Annotated in this window: 21 protein-coding genes; 14 read left to right on the top strand and 7 right to left on the bottom strand. The window is 62.7% G+C overall.

Annotated elements, in window-relative coordinates:
* Positions 1-275: 275 nt before the first annotated feature.
* A complete protein-coding gene (locus AC1DY9_RS22080) occupies positions 276-2654 on the bottom strand; it encodes an ATP-dependent DNA helicase (RefSeq protein WP_457282136.1) in 2379 nt (792 codons plus the stop codon).
* Between the two features lie 250 nt (positions 2655-2904).
* On the opposite strand from AC1DY9_RS22080, the gene AC1DY9_RS22075 reads away from it, so the two are divergent.
* Together AC1DY9_RS22075 and AC1DY9_RS22070 are read left to right on the top strand one after the other, a co-directional pair.
* Positions 2905-3843, top strand: a complete 939-nt coding sequence (locus AC1DY9_RS22075) for a DedA family protein/thiosulfate sulfurtransferase GlpE (protein ID WP_457282135.1) — start codon at positions 2905-2907, stop codon at positions 3841-3843.
* A gap of 366 nt (positions 3844-4209) precedes the next feature.
* Positions 4210-9765: a PAS domain S-box protein gene (locus AC1DY9_RS22070; protein ID WP_477667665.1), complete on the top strand. Its 5556-nt coding sequence runs from the start codon at positions 4210-4212 to the stop codon at positions 9763-9765.
* A 109-nt stretch (positions 9766-9874) separates the two neighbouring features.
* Here the strand turns inward: AC1DY9_RS22070 and AC1DY9_RS22065 are convergent, their stop codons facing one another.
* Positions 9875-10324 (bottom strand): VOC family protein, encoded by a 450-nt coding sequence (locus AC1DY9_RS22065; RefSeq protein ID WP_457282133.1) that lies wholly within the window; start codon positions 10322-10324, stop codon positions 9875-9877.
* A 287-nt stretch (positions 10325-10611) separates the two neighbouring features.
* Between AC1DY9_RS22065 and AC1DY9_RS22060 the strand changes: the two genes are divergently transcribed.
* A complete protein-coding gene (locus AC1DY9_RS22060; protein WP_457282132.1) occupies positions 10612-11613 on the top strand; it encodes a transporter in 1002 nt (333 codons plus the stop codon).
* A gap of 50 nt (positions 11614-11663) precedes the next feature.
* Here AC1DY9_RS22060 and AC1DY9_RS22055 read toward each other — a convergent pair whose 3' ends face one another.
* The gene (locus tag AC1DY9_RS22055; RefSeq protein ID WP_457282131.1) at positions 11664-12065 is read right to left on the bottom strand and encodes an EF-hand domain-containing protein; all 402 of its coding nucleotides are present in this window, start codon (positions 12063-12065) and stop codon (positions 11664-11666) included.
* A gap of 264 nt (positions 12066-12329) precedes the next feature.
* Here AC1DY9_RS22055 and AC1DY9_RS22050 point away from each other — a divergent pair, with 264 nt between their 5' ends.
* Genes AC1DY9_RS22050 through AC1DY9_RS22030 form a run of 5 tightly spaced genes read left to right on the top strand, consistent with a single transcriptional unit; the run spans position 12330 to position 15981 of the window.
* The gene (locus AC1DY9_RS22050; protein ID WP_477667664.1) at positions 12330-12800 is read left to right on the top strand and encodes an ArsR/SmtB family transcription factor; all 471 of its coding nucleotides are present in this window, start codon (positions 12330-12332) and stop codon (positions 12798-12800) included.
* Positions 12683-13156: an SRPBCC family protein gene (locus tag AC1DY9_RS22045; protein WP_477667663.1), complete on the top strand. Its 474-nt coding sequence runs from the start codon at positions 12683-12685 to the stop codon at positions 13154-13156. Before AC1DY9_RS22050 ends, AC1DY9_RS22045 begins: the two co-directional genes overlap by 118 nt.
* Before the next feature lie 54 nt (positions 13157-13210).
* Positions 13211-13588, top strand: coding sequence for a VOC family protein (locus AC1DY9_RS22040; protein ID WP_477667662.1), 378 nt, complete (start codon positions 13211-13213; stop codon positions 13586-13588).
* A gap of 57 nt (positions 13589-13645) precedes the next feature.
* Positions 13646-14464, top strand: coding sequence for a DUF899 domain-containing protein (locus AC1DY9_RS22035; RefSeq protein WP_477667661.1), 819 nt, complete (start codon positions 13646-13648; stop codon positions 14462-14464).
* Positions 14461-15981: an MFS transporter gene (locus AC1DY9_RS22030; protein ID WP_477667685.1), complete on the top strand. Its 1521-nt coding sequence runs from the start codon at positions 14461-14463 to the stop codon at positions 15979-15981. The genes AC1DY9_RS22035 and AC1DY9_RS22030 overlap by 4 nt, the downstream gene beginning before the upstream one ends.
* 31 nt (positions 15982-16012) lie before the next feature.
* Here AC1DY9_RS22030 and AC1DY9_RS22025 read toward each other — a convergent pair whose 3' ends face one another.
* Entirely contained in the window at positions 16013-16840 is an 828-nt protein-coding gene (locus tag AC1DY9_RS22025; RefSeq protein ID WP_477667660.1) for a hypothetical protein, read from the bottom strand.
* A gap of 322 nt (positions 16841-17162) precedes the next feature.
* Here AC1DY9_RS22025 and AC1DY9_RS22020 point away from each other — a divergent pair, with 322 nt between their 5' ends.
* A complete protein-coding gene (locus tag AC1DY9_RS22020) occupies positions 17163-18608 on the top strand; it encodes a DHA2 family efflux MFS transporter permease subunit (RefSeq protein WP_477667659.1) in 1446 nt (481 codons plus the stop codon).
* 117 nt (positions 18609-18725) lie between these two features.
* Here AC1DY9_RS22020 and AC1DY9_RS22015 read toward each other — a convergent pair whose 3' ends face one another.
* The gene (locus tag AC1DY9_RS22015; RefSeq protein ID WP_457282124.1) at positions 18726-18968 is read right to left on the bottom strand and encodes a hypothetical protein; all 243 of its coding nucleotides are present in this window, start codon (positions 18966-18968) and stop codon (positions 18726-18728) included.
* A gap of 122 nt (positions 18969-19090) precedes the next feature.
* Here AC1DY9_RS22015 and AC1DY9_RS22010 point away from each other — a divergent pair, with 122 nt between their 5' ends.
* Positions 19091-19267: a DUF3606 domain-containing protein gene (locus AC1DY9_RS22010; protein ID WP_477667658.1), complete on the top strand. Its 177-nt coding sequence runs from the start codon at positions 19091-19093 to the stop codon at positions 19265-19267.
* Between the two features lie 57 nt (positions 19268-19324).
* On the opposite strand, the gene AC1DY9_RS22005 is transcribed toward AC1DY9_RS22010, so the two are convergent.
* Positions 19325-19828 carry a DUF421 domain-containing protein gene (locus tag AC1DY9_RS22005; RefSeq protein ID WP_477667684.1) on the bottom strand — a complete coding sequence of 168 codons (504 nt, stop codon included), beginning with the start codon at positions 19826-19828 and terminating at the stop codon, positions 19325-19327.
* Between the two features lie 306 nt (positions 19829-20134).
* Here AC1DY9_RS22005 and AC1DY9_RS22000 point away from each other — a divergent pair, with 306 nt between their 5' ends.
* From AC1DY9_RS22000 to AC1DY9_RS21985, 4 genes are all read left to right on the top strand, one after another.
* The gene (locus tag AC1DY9_RS22000; RefSeq protein WP_477667657.1) at positions 20135-20587 is read left to right on the top strand and encodes a hypothetical protein; all 453 of its coding nucleotides are present in this window, start codon (positions 20135-20137) and stop codon (positions 20585-20587) included.
* Positions 20584-20958 (top strand): GFA family protein, encoded by a 375-nt coding sequence (locus AC1DY9_RS21995; protein ID WP_457282121.1) that lies wholly within the window; start codon positions 20584-20586, stop codon positions 20956-20958. Before AC1DY9_RS22000 ends, AC1DY9_RS21995 begins: the two co-directional genes overlap by 4 nt.
* An 82-nt stretch (positions 20959-21040) precedes the next feature.
* Positions 21041-21424, top strand: coding sequence for an ArsR/SmtB family transcription factor (locus AC1DY9_RS21990; RefSeq protein WP_457282120.1), 384 nt, complete (start codon positions 21041-21043; stop codon positions 21422-21424).
* The gene (locus AC1DY9_RS21985) at positions 21411-21923 is read left to right on the top strand and encodes an SRPBCC family protein (protein WP_457282119.1); all 513 of its coding nucleotides are present in this window, start codon (positions 21411-21413) and stop codon (positions 21921-21923) included. The genes AC1DY9_RS21990 and AC1DY9_RS21985 overlap by 14 nt, the downstream gene beginning before the upstream one ends.
* Positions 21924-21935: 12 nt before the next feature.
* Here the strand turns inward: AC1DY9_RS21985 and AC1DY9_RS21980 are convergent, their stop codons facing one another.
* Positions 21936-22166: a SlyX family protein gene (locus AC1DY9_RS21980; RefSeq protein ID WP_457282270.1), complete on the bottom strand. Its 231-nt coding sequence runs from the start codon at positions 22164-22166 to the stop codon at positions 21936-21938.
* Positions 22167-22352: the final 186 nt, after the last annotated feature.

The following is a 22352-nucleotide window of genomic DNA, read 5'->3' as shown; positions in this document are numbered from 1 at the left end:
TCAGGCGGCCGAGCCGCACAACTACACGCGCGTCAGCGATTCCTTACTTGCAGCAAGCCTTCAGGCTGGCATGGCCGCCCCCGGACGCAATCTACATTGAAGTTGTCTTCAATTTGACAACTTTCAGGAGAATCAAATGCCTCTCATTGCCTGGTTACTGGGTGTCCCCCTTAGTGTGGTTCTTATCCTCATGCTGCTGGGCGTGTTTTAGGCCCCGCATGGTGAGCGGCCTTCATGGCCGTGCAGGCAAAAGCCCGCGGACGCGGGCTTTTGCTTTAGTGATTCAGTGGGTGGGGCTCCGACAACGCCGCGGCCGGTTCCCGCCGCCTGGCGCGTAGCCGCGCCACCTTCCACCAGCCCGGCAGCAGGCTTTGTACTTCGGGCCGGGTGAAGCGGTCGTCCATGAGATAGACCACGCCGCGGTCCGAGGTGGTGCGTATGACCCGTCCGGCCGCCTGCACGACTTTCTGCAGGCCGGGATAGAGATAGGTGTAGTCGTAGCTCTGGGCCGCGCCGAAGTTGATGCCCATGCGTTCGCGGATCTGCTCGTTCACTGCATTGACCTGCGGCAAACCCAGTGTGGCGATGAACGCGCCTATCAGCCGGTCGCCCGGCAGGTCTATGCCTTCGGCGAACGAGCCGCCCAGCACCGCAAAGCCGATGCCTTGCGAGGCTGGCGTGAAGCGTGCCAAAAAGGCGTCGCGCGCGGCTTCTTCCATGCCGCGCGTCTGTTCCCACACGGGAATATGCGGGTAGCGCCGCCGGAACAGCGTGACCAGCTTTTGCAGGTAGTCATAGCTGCTAAGGAACGTCAGGTAATTGCCGGGCCGGCCCTCATACTGCCGAGCCATCAGGTCGACGATGGGCGAAAGCGAATCGTCACGGTGTTGAAAGCGTGTGGAGACGTCGCTTACCACCGAGACCTGCAATTGCTCGGCCAGGAAGGGCGACTCCACCTCTGTCCAGACCGTGCCGGCCGGCAGGCCCAGCGTGTCGGCGTAGTAGTTTTGCGGGCTCAGCGTGGCGGAGAAGAGTGCCGTCGACTGCGCGGCGGCAAAACGCGGCGCCAGGAAGGGCGCAGGCACCACGTTGCGGATGTTGAGCACCGCGAGCTGCTGGCCGAGTACCTGGCCCAGCGCGTCGCGGCCGGCTTCCTGCTGCAGCGTCACGTCAAACAGCGAGTGTTCGCCAAAGTCTTCAGCCATACGCGAAAAGTGCAGTGCCTCGAAATAAAAATCCTGCAGTTCGCCGTCCATGCGGGTCGGGTTGGCCAGCAGGAAGTCGGTGATCTGGGTCAGCGCCTGCGCCAGGGTTTTCAGAAAAGGTACGGGTAGCTCGGGATGGACCTGGTAGGCCTCGCCCCGCGCCTGCTGCGCCTCCTGCAATTCCAGCAGGCTGCGGTTGAGCCGCTCCAGTGCGCCGCGAACGGCGCGGGGCGCGGTAGCGTGCACCTGTTGCAGCTGCGCCTGACTCAGCGTGGCTGAGTACATCTTGCGCGCGCGCTCCACCAGGTTGTGCGCTTCGTCCACCAGCACGCCTACGCGCCACTGGTTGCCCACGGCCTGGCCGTGCAGCAGCGCGCTGGTGTCGAAGTAATAGTTGTAGTCGCCCACCACCACGTCTGCCCAGGTGACCAGTTCCTGGCTCAGGTAGTAAGGGCACACATGATGGGCCAGCGCCAGTTCACGCAGTGCTGCTTTATCGAGCGGGCCTTGTGCGGCGGCATGCTGCACCGCAGCGCTGCGCGCCTGGGGTAGCCGGTCGTAAAAGCCCTTGGCCAGCGGACAGGCGTCGCCGTGGCAGGCCTTGTCCGGGTGTTCACACGCCTTGTCACGCGCCACCAGCTCCAGCACGCGTAGCGGCAGGGCCGCCGTGCTGCCTTTGATGCGGTCCAGCGCATCGAGCGCCAGCCTGCGGCCCGGCGTTTTGGCCGCCAGGAAAAACAGCTTGTCGAGTTGCTTTTTCGGCACAGCCTTGAGCAGCGGAAACACCGTGCCAATGGTTTTGCCGATGCCCGTGGGCGCCTGTGCCATCAGGCAGGTGCCGGCCTGGGCTGTCTTGTAAACCGCTTCGGCCAGTTCACGCTGACCCGGCCTGAATGCAGGGTGCGGAAATGCCAGCGTGGCCAGCGCAGCATCACGCGCCTGGCGGTGTGCCAGTTCCTGGTTGGCCCAGGCCAGAAAGCGCTCGCACTGCGTTTCAAAGTATTCCTTGAGCGACGCGGCGGAAAAATGTTCGGTCAGCGGTGTTTCCTGCGTGCTGGCCACGTCAAGGTACACCAGTGTCAGGTTGACGTCCTGCAGCTTTTTGGCTTCGCAAAGCAGCCAGCCGTAAATCTTCAGCTGTGCCCAGTGCAGGTGCCGGCGGTTGTCGGCCATGGCGTGCAGGTCGCCCCGGAAAGTCTTGACCTCTTCAAGCTGGTTGCGTTCAGGGTCGTAGCCATCGGCACGGCCGCGCACCTTCAGGGTCTTGTACTCGCCCTCCAGGCTGACTTCGGCCTGATAGGACTCTGAAGACTCTGCACGGCGCGACGCCACCATGGCGTGCCCGGCCATGCCTTCCTGTGCGGAAGGTGATGGCGTAAAGCGCAGGTCCAGGTCGCCATGCTTGGCGGTGAACTCGCACAGGGCCCGGACAGCCACAAGGTATTTCAATCGGTAGTCGCTCTCTGAGTCACATGAACAGGGGAAGGGTTCATGGTAGCGCAGGCGCCGGGCGCCGCCTCCCAAAATCAGCCCAAATAACCCGAATTGCCCGAATTGTTCTCCCCATGGAAAAAGAACATTCACCGGGCCACCATTTACTGCTGCGCTGTAGCCGTCTACATTGCATCAATGGGCAACAAAAGCGGAGCTGAACGGCTTTGCAGCCCGCAACGACCCCCGCAGAAAGTAACGCGACTCCATGGAACAGATCATTGTGTGGCTCGAGCACTACGGGCTCGCCGCCGTTTTCCTGAATGTCGGGCTGGAACAGCTCGGCTTGCCGATTCCGGCCTATCCGGTGCTGATCCTCACCGGCGCGTTGAGCTTTAACGGCCAATACTCCGCAGCAGGCCTTATCTTCACCGCCGTGCTGGCTTGCCTGGCCGCGGACAGCGTCTGGTACTGGGCCGGCCACCGCTACGGCAGCCGTGTGCTGAAAACGCTGTGCCGCATTTCGCTGTCGCCCGACTCCTGCGTGCGGCAAACCGAATCCATCTTCACGCGCTGGGGTGTCAAGTCGCTCATCCTGGCAAAGTTCATTCCCGGGTTTGCTTCGCTCGCCACAGCGCTGGCCGGACGCACCGGCATTCCCTTCGGCCGCTTTCTGGTTTTTGATGCGCTGGGCGCAACGCTTTACGCCGGTGCCGGTGTGGGGATCGGCATGATTTTTCATGACGCGGTGGCCGACGTGCTGGCCATTTTCGAGCAGATGGGACGCATCGGGCTGATGGTGCTGCTGGCTGCGTTTGCGCTCTTCCTGGCGCACAAATGGTGGCAGCGGCAGCGCTTTTACCGGCAGCTGCGCATGGCCCGCATTTCACCGCAGGAGCTGCTGCAGCTCACACAGCAGAACAAGCCTGCCGTCATCCTGGACGTGCGCACGGAACTGGCGCGCGCCGGCGGCGGCATCATTCCCGGCGCGCTGGTCTGGTCGGACCTGGACCGAACCCGGGCATCGCTTGACATCCCGCACGATGTCGCCGTGGTCGTTTATTGCGCTTGTCCCAACGATGCTTCTGCAGCCCTGGTGGCCAAGCGCCTGATGGCGGCCGGGTTCAGCAATGTCAGGCCGTTGCACGGCGGGATTGATGCCTGGCAGGCGGCGGGGCTGGCGCTGGAATACCCCCAGACTGCCTGAGTGGAGTGGTGGTAATAATTGCCAAATACCGAACCGGCAATTCATGTAATTCCGAGGACCTATTAACTGCCGTCATAGGAGGTCTTAAGTATGCAAAAACCAGGCCAATCTAATCGAAGGCACGGCCAAAAGAAATCAGGGTGTTGTCCTATAGTGCAATTAAATGCAGCATTACACACTTGCAGGGCGGCAGCTACGGAAAGCGGGTCTTGATGGAGCCGCTCACCTTTGCAAAGAAAGTCACCACCGGCGGATGAACCCCAGTTTGCCAAGCGCATTCACCGCAGTCCACCGTGAGCCTGGCCTGATGGGGGCGCCCGTGCCCCTGCCGCGTCGGCCCGGCACGGTTACAGGTCAGGTGCCGCGATGAAACGCGACGAGACGGCAGAGCAGTCCCAGCAGCGCATACAGGCCGAAGCGCTTGCGCTGGCGGCCGCCAATGATGCGCTGAAGCTTGAAATCGTGGAACAGCAGCGCCTGGTCCAGGCGCTGAAGGACGACATCAGCGGGCTGCGCAGCCTGGCCACCATCTCGGCGGACTGGTACTGGGAGCAGGACGCGGAGTATCGTTTTACCGACTTCACTGCCGAGTACAGCAACAAGTCACAAGATGAGGATCTCGACAGTTCCGTCGGCAAATGCCGCTGGGAACTGCCTGGCGCCCTGCCGGTCACCATGTCATGGGAAGACCACCGCGCCGTGCTGGCTGCACGCAAGCCCTTCCGCGATTTCGAATACATCCGCGTTCTGGACGACGGCGTCGCGCATTATTTTTCCATCAGCGGTGTGCCGGTGTTCAACAAACATCAGGAGTTCGTGGGGTACCGGGGCATCACACGCGATGTCACGGCGAGCAGGCGTGCTGAAGAAAAAGAACGCAAGGTCGCCCGCCTGCTCGATGACATCGTTGAGAACCTCCCGGTCGCTCTTCACCTGAAATCCGCCACGGACCACCGCTTCCTGGCCTGGAACCGGGCCGCAGAAGAGCTGTACGGTGTCACCAGCGCAGAAGCGCTGGGCCGCACGGTTCATGATCTCTGGCCAAAGGCCCATGCTCACAATATGTACGCGGCGGATCTGAGCCTGATTGCTTCAGGCGAGAAGCAGGAGTTCCCTGACCGGCTTACCTACACAAGACACAGGGGCGCTATTCATGTCCACATGCGCAAGGTCCCGCTGAAGGATTCCAGCGGTGCGGTGACGCATGTCCTGGTCATCGCTGAAGACATCACCCAGCAGCTGGCCGACGAAGCGCGCCTGCGCAGCAGCGAGCGCCAATTCCGCAGCCTGACCAGCCTTTCGTCCGACTGGTATTGGGAGACGGATGAAAAATTCCGGTTCACCAAGTTGTCCGGTGGCAACACGGACGAAGCGAAGCGCGCGATCAATGAGCATCTTGGCAAGACACGCTGGGAGATCGACCACAGCCCGGTCAACAAGGAGCTCTGGGCCAACCACCGGGCCCTGCTGGAACGCCACGAAGTCTTCCGCAACTTTGAATACGAACGCGAAGAAAAAGACGGCAGGCGTGTGACCTTGTGTATCAGCGGGGAGCCCATGGTGGATGCCAACGGCCGCTTCACCGGCTATCACGGCGTGGGCACCGACATCACCGCGCGGCTTGAGGCCGAGGCCAAACTGCGTCGCAGCGAAGAGCGCTTTCGCAGCCTCACCGGTCTTTCGTCCGACTGGTACTGGGAACAGGATACAAATTTCCGCAACGTCTTTGTCTCCAATGATCCGCAACGCTTCTCCCTGGGAACCCAGGTCATTGGAGAGGGGCAATGCCGATGGGACCTCCCCAATGCTGCGCCGCTTGTCGGTACATGGGACGAGCACAAGGCGGTGTTACAGGCGCATTTGCCGTTCCGCAATTTTGAATACCGGCTGACCAAGGAAGATGGCAGCGTCGTTTACCGCAGCGTCAGCGGGGAACCGGTGTTTGGCGACGAAGGAACCTTTGCGGGTTATCGGGGTGTGGGCGCCGACATCACGTCGCGCAAGGAAGTGGAGATGGCGCTGCGGGTCGGCGAGGCCCGCTTCCGGGCGGTTGTGGGTGCGCTGGCCGAAGGTGTGATCCTGCGGGACGCCCAAGGGCATATCGTTGATTGCAATGCCAGTGCAGAGCGCATCCTCGGCCTGGCCCTGGCCCAGCTCAAAGGCCAGACTTCGGTCGAGCCGGAATGGCAAAGATTCCGCGAAGACGGCACGCCAATGCCCAGGGAAGAGTGGCCCAGTGTTGTCGCCGTGCGTACCGGCCAGCCACAACTGAACCGTGTGGTGTGCCATCGCAGGCCCGACGGCAGCGAGTTCTGGGCACTGATCAACGTGCAGCCCCTGGTGGACGGGAACGGCGCTCCGTCGGGGTATGTCAGCACCATTACCGACATCAGCAAACGCCGGCAGGCTGAGCAGGAAATCGTCCGGCTGAACGTCAACCTGGAAAAGCGCGTGCTGCGCAGGACCGCCCAGCTGGAAGTCGCTACCCGGGAGATCGAGGCCTTCTCATATTCTGTGGCGCATGACTTGCGGACACCGTTGAGCACCATCGACGGATTTTGTGCGCTGCTTGAAAAAGCGGTTCCACCTGAGTCGGGGGAGCGCGCGCATCACTTCATGGGCCGCATACGCAGCAGTGTGCGCCGCATGGGTGAGCTGACCGACGGTTTGCTGTCCCTGGCCCAGTTGTCGCGGACCAGCCTGAACTGGGAGTCTGTCGACATCAGCACCGAGGCGGCCAAGATCATCAAGCAATGGACGGAAAACGATCCAGACCGGCGGGTGCGGATCACCGTCGAGCCCAACCTGTGGGGCCGGGCGGACGTTGCCTTGCTGCGTCAGGTGCTGGAGAACCTGATCGCCAATGCATGGAAGTTCACCTCGAAAAAACCGCACACCGAAATCCTGGTCGGAAAAGAAGCCGGGCCTGAGGACCAGGTGGTGTACTTTGTGCGGGACAACGGCGCCGGCTTCGACATGGCGTATGCCGACAAGCTCTTCGGCACTTTTGAGCGGCTGCATTCACCGGAAGAGTTCGCCGGCAGCGGCATCGGGCTGGCCACGGTCAAACGCATCATTACCCGTCACGGCGGAAAAATCTGGGCCAGGTCGGCGGTGGGTGAGGGCAGTACCTTTTATTTCACGCTCGGAGGCGAGCAGGCCGGGGCCATGCCGGCTGAGGGGGACGTGTTTGACGACTCAGGCGTTGCGCTGACGGACGGCGGCGCCAGTGCGTTCGAGGACGCCGGAGAAGTAAGTCCCAAGGGGGCCGGCCCCATCAGCACGGACAACGATGTCTTCACGGTCAGTGACCAACAGTTCAGCAATGCGTTTGAACATGCGGCCATCGGGATGACGCTGATCGGCATCGACTCGCGCCGGCTGAAGGTCAATACCGCTTTTTGCCAGATGCTGGGGTATTCAGAAGCGGAAATGCTGTCGCGCACCATCCATGACCTGACCCATCCCGACGACATTGCCTGGGACCTGGAGCAGCGCCGCAGGGCATTGGCCGGTGAAATCGAATCGTTCCACGTCGAAAAGCGCTACATCCACAAGTCCGGCCGCACTGTCTGGGGCTACATGAGCTGCTCCCTCGTGCGCGATGCGGACAGAAAGCCGCTTCAATTCATCGCGCAGATCCAGGACATCACCGAGCGCAAGCAGACCGAGCAGGTTCTGCGTGAAAGCGAGGAGCGCTTTCGCGCGCTCACCTCGCTGGCCTCCGACTGGTTCTGGGAGCAGGACGAAAACTTCCGCTTCGTCGAAGTTCCCGGCGAAGCCCCAAGCACCTCGGGCATTCCGAAAGCGGCCCATGGCAAGACTGCCTGGGAGCTCGACTACATCAACATCGAAGCCGGTGCGTTGGCCGAGTACAAGGCCACGATAGCCCGGCACGAGGTTTTCCGCGACCTTGAAAGTACCCGGCGCGACTCCAAGGGTCGGCTGCACTACTTCAGCATCAGCGGCGTGCCCAAATTCGACGCCAACGGAAAATTCACCGGTTACCGCGGCACGGGACGCGAAACCACCGAAATCCGTCGTGTCACCGAGGCCCTGCGCACCAGCGAAGCGCAGCTGCGCGAAATCACCGACACCGTGCCGGCCTGGATCACTTACGCCGACGCCGATCAGCGCTTGCGCTTCCATAACCGGGCCTACGAGGAAGTCTTCGGCATGACGCAAGCGCAGCTCGAAGGCAAGACCATCCGGGACATCGTGGGCGATGAGATGTACGCCCTGATCAAGCCCCGGGTGGAAGAGGTGCTGCAGGGCTACCCGGTGGTCTACGAGCGATCGCAGAAAACCGCCCGCGGCGGCACGCGCGACTACGTGATCAATTATTTCCCGCGCTACGGCGACGGCGACGACGAAGGCAAGGTGATCGGTTTCTACACGCTGGCCAATGACGTCACTGAACTCAAGCGCATTGACCGCATGAAGAGTGAATTTGTCTCGACGGTCAGTCATGAGCTGCGCACGCCGCTTACCTCGATCCGGGGCTCGCTGGGCCTGATCTCCGGTGGTGTTGCCGGCCAGCTGCCCGACGCCGTCAAGACGCTGGTGGGCATCGCGAAGACCAACTGTGAGCGCCTGATCCGGCTGATCAATGACATCCTGGACATCGAGAAGATCGAGTCCGGCAAGATGACCCTGGATTTTCAGGCCATCGAACTCAGGCCTTTGCTGGAGCAGGCGCTGGCCGCCAACGAAGGCTACGGCGCGGCGAAGAATGTGCATCTGCAGCTCGAATTTCCCGATGAAGACCTGCAGGTCAGGGTCGACAGCGACCGGCTGACGCAGGTGGTGACCAACCTGCTGTCCAACGCGATGAAGTTCTCCCCCGAAGGCGGCACGGTGGACATTCACGTGGCACGCAGCGAGACGGGCATACGCGTCGAGGTACGGGATCACGGGCCCGGTATTCCGGAGGAATTCCGCAACCGTATCTTCCAGAAATTCTCCCAGGCCGACTCCTCCGATACACGGCAAAAGGGCGGCACGGGTCTGGGCCTCAATATTTCACGGGCCATCATCGAGCGCCTGGGCGGCAGCATCGGTTTTAATACCGACGCCGGCGTCGGCACCACCTTCTTCTTTGAACTGCCCGAATGGGTGGATTCGCCGGAGCGTACTTCCGGTTTCTCGGCACTGGTCGAACAGCGGCCGCGTGTCCTGATTTGCGAGGACGACCCGGACATCTCCCGCCTGATCAGCATGATGCTCGACAAGGGCGGTTTTGACACCGAAATGGTGTACACAGCCAGGCAGGCCGTCGCGGAGCTGGCAAAAAGGCGGTATGCCGCCGTCACGATAGACCTGAAGCTGCCCGACCAGGACGGCATTGCGCTGATCAGGGCGCTGCGCGCCCAGCTGCATACACGCGACGTGCCGATCGTGGTGGTGTCGGCCTCGGCGGCCGAGGGGCGGATCCAGTTCAACGAGCAGTCCCTGACCGTATCGGACTGGCTGGAAAAACCCATCGACGAGAACATGCTCGTGCTGGGCGTGCGGCGCGCCATTGCCGGTTCGGTCGAAGCCCGCGCCGTCATCCTGCATGTTGAAGACGATCCGGACATCCAGCGCATCGCAGCGACCATTGCCCAGGGGTTTGCGACCTTCGTCTTTGCCGACACGGTGCAGGAAGCACGCGACAGGCTGAAGGAACAGCGCTTCGACCTGATCCTGCTGGACCTCAGCCTGCCGGGCGGCTCCGGCTGGGATTTGCTCAAGGACGTCGAGGCCATGGACGGTCCGCCGCCGGTGGTGATTTTCTCGGCGCTGGAGGTGGACAGGCTTCAGGCCACACGGGCAGCCGCCGTGCTGGTCAAGGCCAAAACCTCCAACACCGAGCTCCTCGAAACCTTGCGGCGCGTGCTCGGGCAAAGCAATTCTGCGGGATCGCCGACGGACGAAGCCTGAACCTGTACCGGGCCCGCGGCAGGCTACGGGGTTCCTGGCGCGCTAGTGAATAAATCCGGGATCTAGCCTTTACTGGCGGGCGCAAGCAGCTATATTTTTCATAGCAAATTCACGCAGAAGGCGTGGTCATCAACGCGGTATAGCGGCGCTGCATTTCCTCTGGCGACACGGTTTCAATGCTGTGCCCCACACTCCAGCGGTAGCCTGCCGGATCGCGAAAGCTGCCCGAGCGCTCACCATAAAACTGGTCTTGCGCCGCCATTTCCAGCGTGGCGCCGGCTTTCAGCGCACGCGCAATCACCTCATCGCAGTTGTCCACATGCAGATGCAGCGTGACGGTGGCCGGCGCGCCGGCATCCGGCGCCCGGGTGCCGTACTCCGGGAATTCTTCCGACACCATCAGCGTGGCGCCGTCAAAGTCCAGTTCGGCATGGCCGATGCGGCCATCGGGTTCTGTGAGCCGGAATTTTTCCGTGGCACCAAAAACCGAGATGTAAAACGCCATGGCCTTTGCAGCATTTTTGACATGAAGGTAGGCAAACAATTCGTGGGTGGCCATATCGTCTCCGTCGGTGATGTGAAGGAACCAGGCGAGGCCTGAGGTGCTGCCAGCCGGTCCTGAAATTATGAGGCGCATTGGAGCTCAGTGACAACCCGGCGTGCTGCGGGCATGCACCGCCCGGCCAGGCGCCTGAAGAACGCGGTCACGCCGCTGTCACCGAACCGTCATGCAAAGGCAACACACTGTATGACCGCCACTGCCCGGGGCAGGTCGCCGGATACCGGCTGCCGGTGCCTGTCGTGTCCGATTCACCCCATTTCTCGACTACTTCACGCCACTTCTGAATGGACATCACTTACGGCGCCGACAGAACCGGCCTGCTCTGCGGTTACAGGTTTGAAAACGGCGCGCCCGGCATCCCGGTAGATCTCCTGGAGGCGGCCGCCTGGCTGCAGGACGAAAGCCCCAAGGGAAAATCAGATTTCGTCTGGCTGCACTTCAACCTGAGTGACGCCGCGGCGGAGGCGAGCATCCGCAAGCATCTGCACGCGGTACCCGAGTTTTTCGAGGCTCTGCATGCGGGTTCAAGATCCACCCGCATAGAAGATGCGCACGACACACTGATTGCTGTCGTTAACGACGTGGCGTATGAATTCGCGTTTGACCCGGCTGAGATGTCCAGCCTGTGGCTGAACGTGGCGCCCCATATGGCGCTGAGCGCGCGCTCCCATCCCCTGCGTTCCATCGACCGCATGCGTGACGCCATCAAGAACGGCAAGCCGCTGGCGTCATCGGTGTCATTTCTGAACCAGCTGCTGCGCGAGCAGGGCGATGTGCTGGTGCGCATCGTGCGTGACGCCACTGTCCAGGTGGATGTGGTGGAAGACAAATTCCTGATCGGCCGGCTGCACAACCGCCGGGCTGACCTGGGCAAGCTGCGGCGGGTGCTGGTGCGGCTGCAAAGGCTGCTCGCGCCGGAGCCCGGTGCGCTTTTCCGCCTGCTGCGGCTGCCGCCGCCATGGGTCAGCGAGCACGACCTGGAGGAGCTCCGCCAGGCGACGGAAGAATTCTCATTGACCATCCGGGACATGTCCGAGCTGAAGGAGCGCATCAAGCTCCTGCAAGAAGAAATTGCCGCACAGGTCAGCGAGGAGACCAACCGCAGCGTCTTCATCCTGACGATGGTCACGGTACTGGCGCTGCCCATCAACATTGTTGCCGGCCTGCTGGGGATGAATGTGGGCGGCATCCCCCTGGCCGAGCATCCCCACGGCTTCATGGTGATCGTGGGGATCATTGGCGTTTTCACCGCCTTCGCGGCCTGGTATGTTTACCGGAAAAAATAGCTTTCACAAGCCATTTCCCGCATCACCATTTGCGCAAGCCGGCGCGTCGTTTACTGGGGTTTCGGCCCGTTCATGGCACGTTCAAATTCTTCGCGCGACAGCATGTTGTCCTTGTTGGTGTCGGCTTCGTCAAAGTGTTTGGAGACACCGCGAAAGTTGGACGCCTCATCGCGGCTGACTTTGCCGTTGTTGTCCTTGTCCATGAAACTGAACGCGCGCTCAAGGTCTCTGGCCGCGTATTTGGGAGTGGGGGAAGCCGCGGCAGCGGAGGGTTGCGATGCACCGGCCGCAGGCGCCGACGCAGCGGCGGCCGGGTCTGTAGCCTGCGCATGCCCACGTGGGGTGTACAGCATGGCTGCTGCGGCCAGGGCCAGTGCCACTGCACCCACGTAGCGGACTGCCACACGGCGGCCGGGCGTAGGGAAGGTTTGTTGCGGGCTGGACAAAATCATCGGGGTCGTGAACGGGGTCGTGAAAGGTGAATGAGGTGAATGGTTCATACCCTGATTGGATGTCAATTCACGTTTCAGTGCCAGCCAACTTGCAGGGTGTTTCGCCGCTTTACAGGGTAGGTGCAAGCCGACACATTTATTTGCACGCTCAAAAAAAAGCGCTTCACCCCGGCGGCCTGTCCACAAATCGTGCGTACATAAAGAAACAGATTTCCCGGGCCAACCGGGTTGACAAGCCCCATCATTTATCAAATACTAAGCCAAATGGTTAAGTATAAAAATGATGCGCAAGAAGAGACCCTGAACGCCGTATTTGCCGCACTGGCAGACCCGACGCGGCGCAAGGTGTTGCAGGCCCTGGAACAGGGCAACCTGTCCGTCGGCGAGCTGGCCCAGCCGCACGGCATGTCCCTGCCCGGTTTCATGAAGCACCTGCGGGTGCTGGAAGACGCCGGCCTGGTCAGCCGCGCCAAGGATGGCCGCGTCGTCAACCTGGCGATTTCACCCGAGCCCATGCAGGAGGCCGCCATGTGGCTATCCCGTTACGAGAAATTCTGGTCCGAGCGCCTTGACGCGCTGGGCCGCTACCTTTACCAGCAAGAGGAGTTGAACCCGCCATGGAAAGAAGCACAGCGCAAGGCAAACCGTCCGCCGGCCCGTCCGTCGACATCACCCGCCACTACCCCGTCGCTCCCGAAAAAGTCTGGCGCGCGTGGACCGACCCGCAAGCACTAGCGCAGTGGTTCGGCCCCGACCCGGCCGGCGTGGTGACCATTGCCGACATGGATGTGCGTGTGGGCGGCCGCTACCACATCCAGTTCGGCGTGCCGGGCGGGGAAACACACAACGTGAGCGGCACTTACCTCGAAGTCGAACCACACCGCAAGCTGGTGTTTGACTGGGGCTGGAAGAGCACACCGGAACGCGTGTCGCGGGTCACGGTCTCGCTCAAACCTTCCGGGGCCGGCACCGAGCTGGTGTTCAAGCATGAGCGCTTCTACGACCTGGCCGCACGCGACAGCCACAACGAGGGCTGGGCCGGCGCTTTCCTCAAGCTCGACAAACTGTTTGTTTCATCGGCTGTGACCTGAAAGTCACCCCAAACCACCACCTCTGTTCAGCCCCAACCCCAGGAGAGACGCACCATGCTTGCCAACCGAAACGCCATGGCCACCATCGCCGTCAAGGACCTTGCGGCGGCGAAGAAATTTTATGGAGGCACACTCGGCCTCACCCCGCTTGAGACCGCCGAGGAGGGCGTGCTCACCTACCAGAGCGGCACCGCCACTGTGGTGGTGTATGTCTCGTCTTTCGCCGGAACCAACAAGGCCACGTCCGCCACCTGGGGTGTGGGCGACGAGTTCGACAACATCCTGAAAGCGCTGAAGGCCAAAGGCGTTGTGTTTGAGCACTACGACATGCCCGGCATGACGCGGCAGGGCGATGCGCACGTAGCGGGCGACTTCAAAGGCGCCTGGTTCAAGGACCCGGACGGCAACATCCTTCACATCCTGAACCAATAGGCCACCGTTCCAGCAACTCGACCCTTCACTGAACTGACCGTATCCAGGGAGCCCGCCGTGACTTCAACCCCCGCAAACGCTGCCAACGCCGTTTTTCACTCCGTGGTATCCAAAGACGAATGGCTTGCCGCCCGCCAGCTGTTGCTGGCCCGTGAAAAAGAACTCACCGCCCACCGGGATCTGGTGAGCGCCGAGCGGCGCCGCTTGCCCTGGCTCAAGGTCGACAAGCCCTATGTGTTCGACGGCCCCGCGGGCAAGGAAACCCTTGCTGGTTTGTTCGAGGGGCGCAGCCAGCTCGTGGTCTATCACTTCATGTTCGGTCCCGGCTGGAAGGAAGGCTGCCCCAGTTGCTCCTTCCTTTCGGACCACATCGACGGCGCCTTGCCGCACCTGGCAGAGCGCGACATCACGCTGGCTGTGGTGTCGCACGCGCCGCAACCCCACCTGGCTGCGTTCCGCCGGCGCATGGGCTGGCGCTTCAAGTGGGTGTCGTCCTTCGGCAACGACTTCAACCACGACTACCACGTCTCCTTCACGCCCGAAGAGCTGGCCAGCGGAAAGTTTGACTACAACTACCGCATGAACGATGTCGACGGCGCTGGCATGCAAGAGCTGCACGGGGTCAGTGTGTTTTACCAGGATGGCCAGGGCAACATCTTTCACACCTATTCCAGCTACGCCCGCGGGGCGGACACGCTGGTGGGCGCCTACAGCTATATGGACCTCACCCCCAAAGGGCGCGATGAAGGCGGCTTGCCTTTCCCCATGGCCTGGGTGCGTCACCATGACAAATACGGCACTGGTCACGCGGGCCACGGCGCACCGGCCAGCCAGCCCGCGGCCGCGTGCTGTCACGCCGAGGCCGGCGCCGCATGACGGTGTCGCCCAAAGCCACGCGGCGCGACTGGATCGGGCTGGCCGTCATCGCGTTGCCGTGCCTCCTGTATTCGATGGATCTCACCGTGATGAACCTGGCGGTGCCGCACCTGAGCGCCGACCTCAAACCCACGGGCGCGCAACTGCTGTGGATGGTCGACATTTACGGCTTCATGATTGCCGGCTCGCTCATCACCATGGGCACGCTGGGCGACCGCATTGGCCGGCGCAGGCTGCTGCTCATGGGGGCTGCCGCGTTTGGCGCTGCGTCGGTGCTGGCGGCGTTTTCCACCACGGCTGAAATGCTGATCGCTACGCGCGCGCTGCTGGGCATTGCCGGGGCGACGCTGGCACCTTCCACACTTTCGCTGATACGCAATATGTTCCTCGACGCCGGCGAGCGCACTGTGGCCATTGGCGTATGGATCACCAGCTATTCGGTGGGGGGCGCGATAGGCCCGCTGATCGGCGGTGTGCTGCTTGAGCATTTCTGGTGGGGCTCAGTGTTCCTGGTCAGCGTGCCGGTGATGGTCTTGCTGCTGGTGTTGGGCCCGGTGCTACTGCCGGAATACCGCGACCCCGACGCCGGCCGGCTTGACCTGCTGAGCGCGGCGCAGTCGCTGGCGGCGGTGCTGGCCGTCATCTACGGCCTCAAGCGCATTGCGGAGGGCGGCCTGGGCTGGCTGGCCGTCGGCTGCATCCTCGCGGGTCTGGCGATAGGCGCGGCCTTTCTGCGCAGGCAGTGCCGGCTGGCCAGCCCGCTGATTGACCTGGCCTTGTTTCGTGTGCCGGCATTCAGCGCGGCCCTGGCCATCAACACCTTCTGCTTTTTCGGCGCGTTTGGCGCTTTTCTTTTCATCGCGCAGTATTTGCAGCTGGTGATTGGCCTGTCGCCGCTGGAAGCCGGCCTGTGGTCCGTGCCGTCGGCCTTGGGTTTTGTGGTGGGCTCCATGCTGGCACCTGTTATTGCGCGGCGCATCCGCGCCGGCCTGGCCGTCACGGGCGGGCTGGCGCTGGCGTTTGTGGGCTTTGGCGTGCTCACGCAGGTGAGTGGCGCCTCGGGCCTGGCCACGCTGGTCACCGGCAGCGTGATTTTTTCGCTGGGCCTGGCCCCGGTCGTGACCTTGGGTACCGACCTCATCGTCGGCTCCGCGCCGCCCGAGCGCGCCGGTGCGGCTGCGGCGATTTCAGAAACCAGCTCGGAGTTTGGCGGCGCACTCGGCATTGCTGTGCTGGGCAGCGTGGTGACGGGGGTCTACCGCCATGCAATGGAGGGCACTGTGCTCAGCGGTGTGCCGGCCGTAGCCGCAGAGGCAGCCCGCAGCACGCTGGGCGGCGCGGTGGCCGTGGCGGCTGAATTGCCCGGCGCCAGCGGTGCGGCCTTGCTCAGCACTTCACGCGATGCGTACGCCCAGGCCTTTCAGGTCACCGCCGGCATCAGCGCCGCACTGGTGCTGGGCACGGCCATCCTGGCCGCTGTCATGCTGCGGCCGGCCCGCACCGGTTCAGCCGCTTGACCAGCCTCGGAGCCAGCCCGTGTTGGAAACCTCAGAAGCGCACTTTCAGGAAAGCCGAGGGACCCTTGAGCTTGACGCGAAAGCGGGCGTTGCTGCTGTCGCGGTGCAGGTCGATATCGGTCAGGCCATAGTCCAGCACCACGCCCACATTCTTCAGGGGAAACCATTCCACACCCACCGCGGCGTTGTAGATCTCCCCGCGTACGCTGCCGCCGGTTTTCTTCACACCGGAGGCGTCGGCAAACAGCCGCAGGTCAGGGCTGATGGCGTGGCGAAGGCCGACTTCCAGCAGCGGCGCCACGGCGTCGTCGCTGTAGGTTTCTGCGATGGCGCCGGTGGTTCCGCCGATGGCTGCCGTGGCGCGCAAGTCCAGGCTGGCGCGGTAGTAGGCAGCGCCTGCGCCCAGGCCCAGCACGGTGTTGCCCGAACCCAGCCACCACTTGTAGGCCAGCTTGGCAAAGTCCAGCTTCACGTCCAGGTTGGCGGTGCCCGTGGTGGTCACGGTGCCGCTGCCCACATTGGTGTTGCTGACCAGCGAATCCGAGTAGCCGCGCTTGAACTGGTAGTAGTCGAGCGACAGCCCCTGGCTGTCAAACAGCAGCACGTCGGCCTTGATGCGCGGCATGGTCACACTGCTGCGGTTCACGTCGCCGGAATCCAGCCGGCCGAAACGGGTGTCCACTGCCGCGTTGAAGGTCGGGTCTGCATGAAAGGCGCCGATGGAAAGGCTGGCGCGGTCCAGTGCGGGCGAAGGGTCTGCCTGCGCCGGCAACGCAACAAGGCTGGCGCCGCCCAGCACGGCGAGGCCCGTAAGTCTGGCGGCGCGGGTTGCCCGGCCGGAGGGTGGGGTCAAAAGCATGAGGGGTTCCATGGGAAAGGTCAGCGGCCTGTGTGGGGTGCCAGGGTGCCGGGAGGGCCGCGGTGCTCCCGTTTCCTGACAGCTAAATTAGCCAACCGAATTCCCGGTTTCTATCCGCCAAATCCCGCTGCGTTTGTAGGACACGGGCACCCCGCACCGCTCCTGCGGCGTGTTCATCATAAAAATGATCTCCAGAACAATATGAACGCGCGCGACCAGCTATTGATTTGATAGCATCCGGGTTTGCGAACCAGACGAGCCTCATGAATTGATTCCGCTGATCACACCGATCAACCTTCATTGAACCGGGGAGAAACTGCAGATGACACACAACATGGAAACCCAAAAGCGCTGGTGGGCACTGGTGGTGCTCTGCCTGGGTGTGCTGATGATCGTGCTCGACACCACCATCGTGAATGTGGCGCTGCCGTCCATCCGCACCGACCTCGGTTTCACCGAAACCTCGCTCGTCTGGGTGGTGAACGCCTACATGCTGACCTTCGGCGGCTTTTTGCTGCTGGGCGGCCGGCTGGGCGATCTGTACGGTCAGCGCCGGCTGTTCCTGGCGGGGCTCACGCTGTTCACCGTGGCCTCGCTGGCCTGCGGCCTGGCCAATTCGCAGGTGCTGCTCGTGGTAGCCCGCGCGGTGCAGGGCTTGGGCGGCGCGGTGGTGTCGGCGATTTCGCTGTCGCTCATCATGAACCTCTTCACTGAACCGGCCGAGCGCGCCAAGGCCATGGGGGTCTACGGCTTTGTCTGTGCCGGCGGCGGCAGCATTGGTGTGCTGCTGGGCGGCGTGCTGACCGATTCGCTCAACTGGCACTGGATCTTTTTGGTCAACCTGCCCATAGGCGGCGCCGTGTTTGCGCTGTGCCTGTTCCTGCTGCCCGGCGGCAAGGGGCAGGCCACCGGCGCGCGGCTTGACGTGTGGGGCGCCGTCACCGTCACCACCGCGCTGATGCTGGCGGTCTACGGCATCGTCAACGGCAACGAAGCCGGGTGGCTGTCAGGCCAGACGCTCGGTTTGCTGGGCGTTGCCGCGGTGCTGATGGCGATCTTCCTGGCCATCGAGGCCAGGGTCACGACACCGCTGGTGCCGCTGGGCCTTTTCCGCCTGCGCAACGTCGCCACCGCCAACGTGGTCGGCGTACTGTGGGCCGCGGCCATGTTTGCCTGGTTCTTTATTTCGGCGTTGTATATGCAACTGGTGCTGGGCTACAGCGCCCTGCAGGTCGGCCTGGGTTTTTTGCCCGCCAACCTGATCATGGCCGCGTTCTCGCTGGGCCTGTCGGCCAAAATCGTCATGCGCTTCGGCATACGCGCGCCGCTGTCGGCCGGCCTGCTGCTGGCCGCCCTGGGCCTGGCCTTGTTCGCGCGTGCGCCGGTGGGCGGCGGCTTTGTGCTCGACGTGTTGCCCGGCATGCTGCTACTGGGGCTGGGGGCCGGCATGGCCTTCAACCCCGTGTTGCTGGCCGCCATGAGCGACGTGGACCCGGCCGAGTCGGGCATTGCCTCGGGTGTGGTCAATACCTCTTTCATGATGGGCGGCGCGCTGGGGCTGGCGGTGCTGGCCAGCCTGGCGGCGGCGCGCACCGGTTCGCTGGCCGGTGCGGGTGCCGATGCCGTGGTGGCGCTCAACGGCGGCTACCAGCTGGCGTTTGTCATCGGTGCGGTGTTTGCGGCCTGCGCCGCATTGCTGGGCGCCGTGCTGCTTCGCACGGGCGCTGCAGTGCCGGGTGCGCACCCGGCGACGGAAGCCGGCGGCTAGCCACGGCTGGTTTATGCATCAAACTGGCCTTAAGCCCAATAGGGACGGGCGCAAGCAGCTATTAATTTGGTAGCGGATTGACAGGGATGGCGGCGTGGGTCCGCCGCCCACAGGTGGTCAGTAAACCCCGAACAGGGCGCGAATCTCATCGCCGGCGGTGCGACCGTGTTTCTGGCTTTTGTACTTGTCGCCGATGTCTGCGCACTTTTCCATGATCAGCAGGGTGAACTCCTGCAGCTCCGGCGTCAGCGCGTCGCCTTCCGTCATGACACCGGCCAGCTTGGCCAGGTTCACGAGCTGGCGGTCGCTGATGGAGCCGATGGAAAAGTCTGAAGGCTTGAAATCCGGTGGAAGTGACATGGCATGCACCTGGAGATGTCGGCCGGCAGCGGAAAGACGGACTGCCTGCGTGACGGGTTTTGTCCTACAGGGTACCCCAGACATTTCGTCCTAGCATTCGTTTTTTCCCTAGGAGATGCGTCATGGCAGACGACACAACGAAAACCGGTGTGGACCGCAGGTTCATCGCCCTGGGGCAGGACTATGAAGTTCGCGACTGGACCAAAACCCTGGGTTGCACCGAGCAGCAGCTGCGCGACGCCGTCAAGGCTGTCGGCAATTCAGCCTCCGCCGTGCGCCAGTACCTGGGTAAACAATAGCGCAATAGCGCCAGGTTTCAGAAAGCCGTGGGCGGCGTCATGGGGCGCGGTCGCCCGTCAGCCGGCAATGACGCGTTCCTTGACCGGTGACGTATCGTTCGACGACTCCTTCAGGACGCTGATTTTCCCGTCTGCCTCCAGGAAGGCAAACCGCATGTCCGACCGGTCGCAGTCGGCCTCGCGCAACGCCTGCTCCACATCACACAAGGGCACGCGCTGCGCCTTCAGCACCTCCAGAAACACCTCGCCGTTGCGGCCCACCAGCAAGGGGCGGCCTTCCAGCACGTTTTGCACGTGGCGGCTGCGCGAGGTAATGAACGCGACGAGCACATTCAGTGCCACCAGCGTGATGGCAGCCAGCAGGCCGCCTGTAACAGATTCGTCCCCGCCGTTCAGTGCACTGGAGACCGACTCGCTCAGCAGCATCACCACCAGCAAGTCAAATGGTGTGAACTGGCCCACGGTGCGCCGCCCCGAAACGCGCACCATGGCCAGCAGCGCAAGGTAGATGATGACCGCCCGCAAGGGCAGCTCCCACCAGGAGACGTTGAGTTCAAACATGGCATTCATCAGCAAGATCAGCAAGGCACGCCGAGCCATCATTTAAGGAAACGCCGGTGGCGGAAGGTGTCGGTTGCGTTGCCCGGCCCTTGTAGGACATCTGGCCAGCCGGATTCGCCCTTCGACGCCTTGGGCGCTTGCCGTTGATCACGGCGGATGCGCGGGGGAATGCGCCTGCTGACAACCAGGAAGCGGTTTTGTCCCACAACTGCGCCCGCTGCGGCTTTGCAGAATAAAACCGATGGCGGGTTGCCCGCCGTCATTGCGCGTGGTTCGCGCCGGTACAAGCATGAAAGAAGGCACAGCATGGCAAAAAGCAGCATTGCGGGTGGCAGCATTCCGCCCGAACAGTGGATGCGCGGAAAAGACACACAGTCGCTCGGCCCGGGCGACAGTTCAGACACCGGCAGCGACACGCTAGGTGCCTACAGCGAAGAGGAACTGGCCAGCGACAGCGACGCTGCGGGTACCGGCGAGCGTGCCGGTGTCATCGGCGATGAGCGGCCTGATGCCGACATCCTGCCCGACCGGACAATGGACGAGGCCGACTTCCTGGAGGCAGGGGAAGGCGCCGGTGATGAAGACCYGGAAGCAAGGGGCGAGGAGGGTGAAGCTACCTGGGCCGCAGGCGGTGCAGAGGAAATTGCCGGCGTCCTGGCCGATGAAGATGAAGAGGATGAAGATGAAGAGGATGAAGAAGATGACGAATACGGGGAAGGTGAAGACGGCGATGCAACAGTTCGTGGAGGTGGCGCATGACGATCACAGGAAGCTGCCACTGCGGCAAAAACGCCTTTCGCATTGACGGCGAAATCCCCGCGCAGCTGACGCGCTGCACCTGCTCGTTTTGCGCCAGGCGCGGTGCGCTGCTGGCGTACTACACGCCCGATCAGTTCCATGTCACCACCCCCACGGATGGCGATGCCATCTACCGCTGGCAGACCAAGCTGGTAGACCACCACTTCTGCGCCGAATGCGGCGTGTCCACCTATTCAGACAGCCCGGCATTCGAGATGGACGGCAGCTGGGACGGCACCACCCGCCGCATCGGCGTCAATGCCCGCCTCTTTGACGGGTTCGACGCGGCCGAAGCACCCGTGACAGTGATCGACGGCAAGAACCTCTGGTAGTTGAGCCCCAAGGCAGGCGGTTGACATCCCGTTTTGACCGCCTTAATATAGCTAAGCAGCTATATAAACGATTGGCCATGTAATGACCCCAGACACCCTCAACAAGGCGTTCGCCGCCCTCGCGGACCCGACCCGCCGCGCCATCGTCGCCCGGCTGGCTTCCGGCGAAGCCACGGTCAATGAACTCGCGGCCCCCTTCGACATGACGCAGCCCTCCATTTCGAAACACCTGAAGGTGCTGGAACGGGCAGGCCTGATTTCGCGCGGACGTGCGGCGCAAACCAGGCCGTGCCGCCTGGAGGCCGCACCCCTGAAAGAAGTCGCCAGCTGGATGGCGCTGTACCGCAATGTCTGGGAAGACAGCTTCGACAGGCTCGACGCGTTTTTGCAGCCGGACACATCCACGTCATCAGCCCAGTCAACTCAATCAACCTCTGCAAAAGGAAAGAAACATGCCCGCAAATGACAGCAAGGCAGCCATGGCTTCCCCGTTCCTGATCGACCGTGTGTTCAAGGCCCCGCGTGACCGCGTCTGGAAAGCGTGGAGCGAGGCCGGCAACATCCAGCAATGGTGGGGGCCCAAGGGCTGCTCCATCGACCTGCTGCGTTTCGAGTTCAGGCCCGGCGGGTTTTTTCACTACGCCATGAAGTTTCCGGGCGCACCCACGATGTGGGGCCGGTTCAATTACCGTGAAATAGCCCAGGGTGAACGCATCGTGTGGCTCAACTCGTTTGCCAACGAACACTGCGGCATTGCGCGCGCACCGTTCAGCGAAGCCTGCCCCCTGGAAATAGAAAACACCGTGACCTTCACCGAGAAAAACGGAAGCACCATCGTGGCACTGCGCGCGCAACCCTTTGGTGAGCTTGCGGCTGAACGCCAGTACTTTGAAGAGCTCAAGCCGTCGCTCACGCAAGGCTACGGCGGCACCCTCGACCAGCTCGCCGCCCATCTGGGCGCTTGAACGGCGCGGGGCCTAGAAGTGCGGCGGCAACTCGTCGCGCAGGCTGCGGCCCACCGTCACATCGCCGTCGCGCACCGGGCCGGCTTTCAGTTCTGCCACCTCGCGCACCAGCGCATCAATTTGCTGCTGCTGCCGCACGATGACCTTGTCGAGCTGGTCCAGCAGGTCTTCGGTAAAGCTGGCCTTGATCTCCAGCGCCGTCAGGCGCTGGTCGGTTTGGGGTGTGTCGTTCGTCGGTTCCATGCCTGTATTGGACATGAAGTGCGCGGGGCAGGGTCCCCCATGCATTCCTGCGGCCTCCACAGCAACAGTTTACGCATCCTTTTGGCCTGCAGCTCTTGATGGTATTGCGCGACAAGCTATGTTATTGATAGCAAGATGGGCGCCTGTCAAGTATCACTGGCGCCACTGCCGCCCCGTCTGCCCGAT

The organism is Polaromonas sp. P1_F6 (assembly GCF_056405695.1).
Note: the sequence above shows the minus strand (reverse complement) of the source record. Positions and strands in the feature narration are given on the sequence as shown.

Coding starts and splice junctions, on each gene's coding strand:
- AC1DY9_RS22075 (WP_457282135.1), top strand. CDS start 2,905: ATGGAACAGATCATTGTGTGGCTCGAGCACTACGGGCTCGCCGCCGTT.
- AC1DY9_RS22070 (WP_477667665.1), top strand. CDS start 4,210: ATGAAACGCGACGAGACGGCAGAGCAGTCCCAGCAGCGCATACAGGCC.
- AC1DY9_RS22065 (WP_457282133.1), bottom strand. CDS start 10,324: ATGGCCACCCACGAATTGTTTGCCTACCTTCATGTCAAAAATGCTGCA.
- AC1DY9_RS22060 (WP_457282132.1), top strand. CDS start 10,612: ATGGACATCACTTACGGCGCCGACAGAACCGGCCTGCTCTGCGGTTAC.
- AC1DY9_RS22055 (WP_457282131.1), bottom strand. CDS start 12,065: ATGATTTTGTCCAGCCCGCAACAAACCTTCCCTACGCCCGGCCGCCGT.
- AC1DY9_RS22050 (WP_477667664.1), top strand. CDS start 12,330: ATGGTTAAGTATAAAAATGATGCGCAAGAAGAGACCCTGAACGCCGTA.
- AC1DY9_RS22045 (WP_477667663.1), top strand. CDS start 12,683: ATGGAAAGAAGCACAGCGCAAGGCAAACCGTCCGCCGGCCCGTCCGTC.
- AC1DY9_RS22040 (WP_477667662.1), top strand. CDS start 13,211: ATGCTTGCCAACCGAAACGCCATGGCCACCATCGCCGTCAAGGACCTT.
- AC1DY9_RS22030 (WP_477667685.1), top strand. CDS start 14,461: ATGACGGTGTCGCCCAAAGCCACGCGGCGCGACTGGATCGGGCTGGCC.
- AC1DY9_RS22025 (WP_477667660.1), bottom strand. CDS start 16,840: ATGCTTTTGACCCCACCCTCCGGCCGGGCAACCCGCGCCGCCAGACTT.
- AC1DY9_RS22020 (WP_477667659.1), top strand. CDS start 17,163: ATGACACACAACATGGAAACCCAAAAGCGCTGGTGGGCACTGGTGGTG.
- AC1DY9_RS22015 (WP_457282124.1), bottom strand. CDS start 18,968: ATGTCACTTCCACCGGATTTCAAGCCTTCAGACTTTTCCATCGGCTCC.
- AC1DY9_RS22010 (WP_477667658.1), top strand. CDS start 19,091: ATGGCAGACGACACAACGAAAACCGGTGTGGACCGCAGGTTCATCGCC.
- AC1DY9_RS22005 (WP_477667684.1), bottom strand. CDS start 19,828: ATGTTTGAACTCAACGTCTCCTGGTGGGAGCTGCCCTTGCGGGCGGTC.
- AC1DY9_RS21995 (WP_457282121.1), top strand. CDS start 20,584: ATGACGATCACAGGAAGCTGCCACTGCGGCAAAAACGCCTTTCGCATT.
- AC1DY9_RS21990 (WP_457282120.1), top strand. CDS start 21,041: ATGACCCCAGACACCCTCAACAAGGCGTTCGCCGCCCTCGCGGACCCG.
- AC1DY9_RS21985 (WP_457282119.1), top strand. CDS start 21,411: ATGCCCGCAAATGACAGCAAGGCAGCCATGGCTTCCCCGTTCCTGATC.
- AC1DY9_RS21980 (WP_457282270.1), bottom strand. CDS start 22,166: ATGGAACCGACGAACGACACACCCCAAACCGACCAGCGCCTGACGGCG.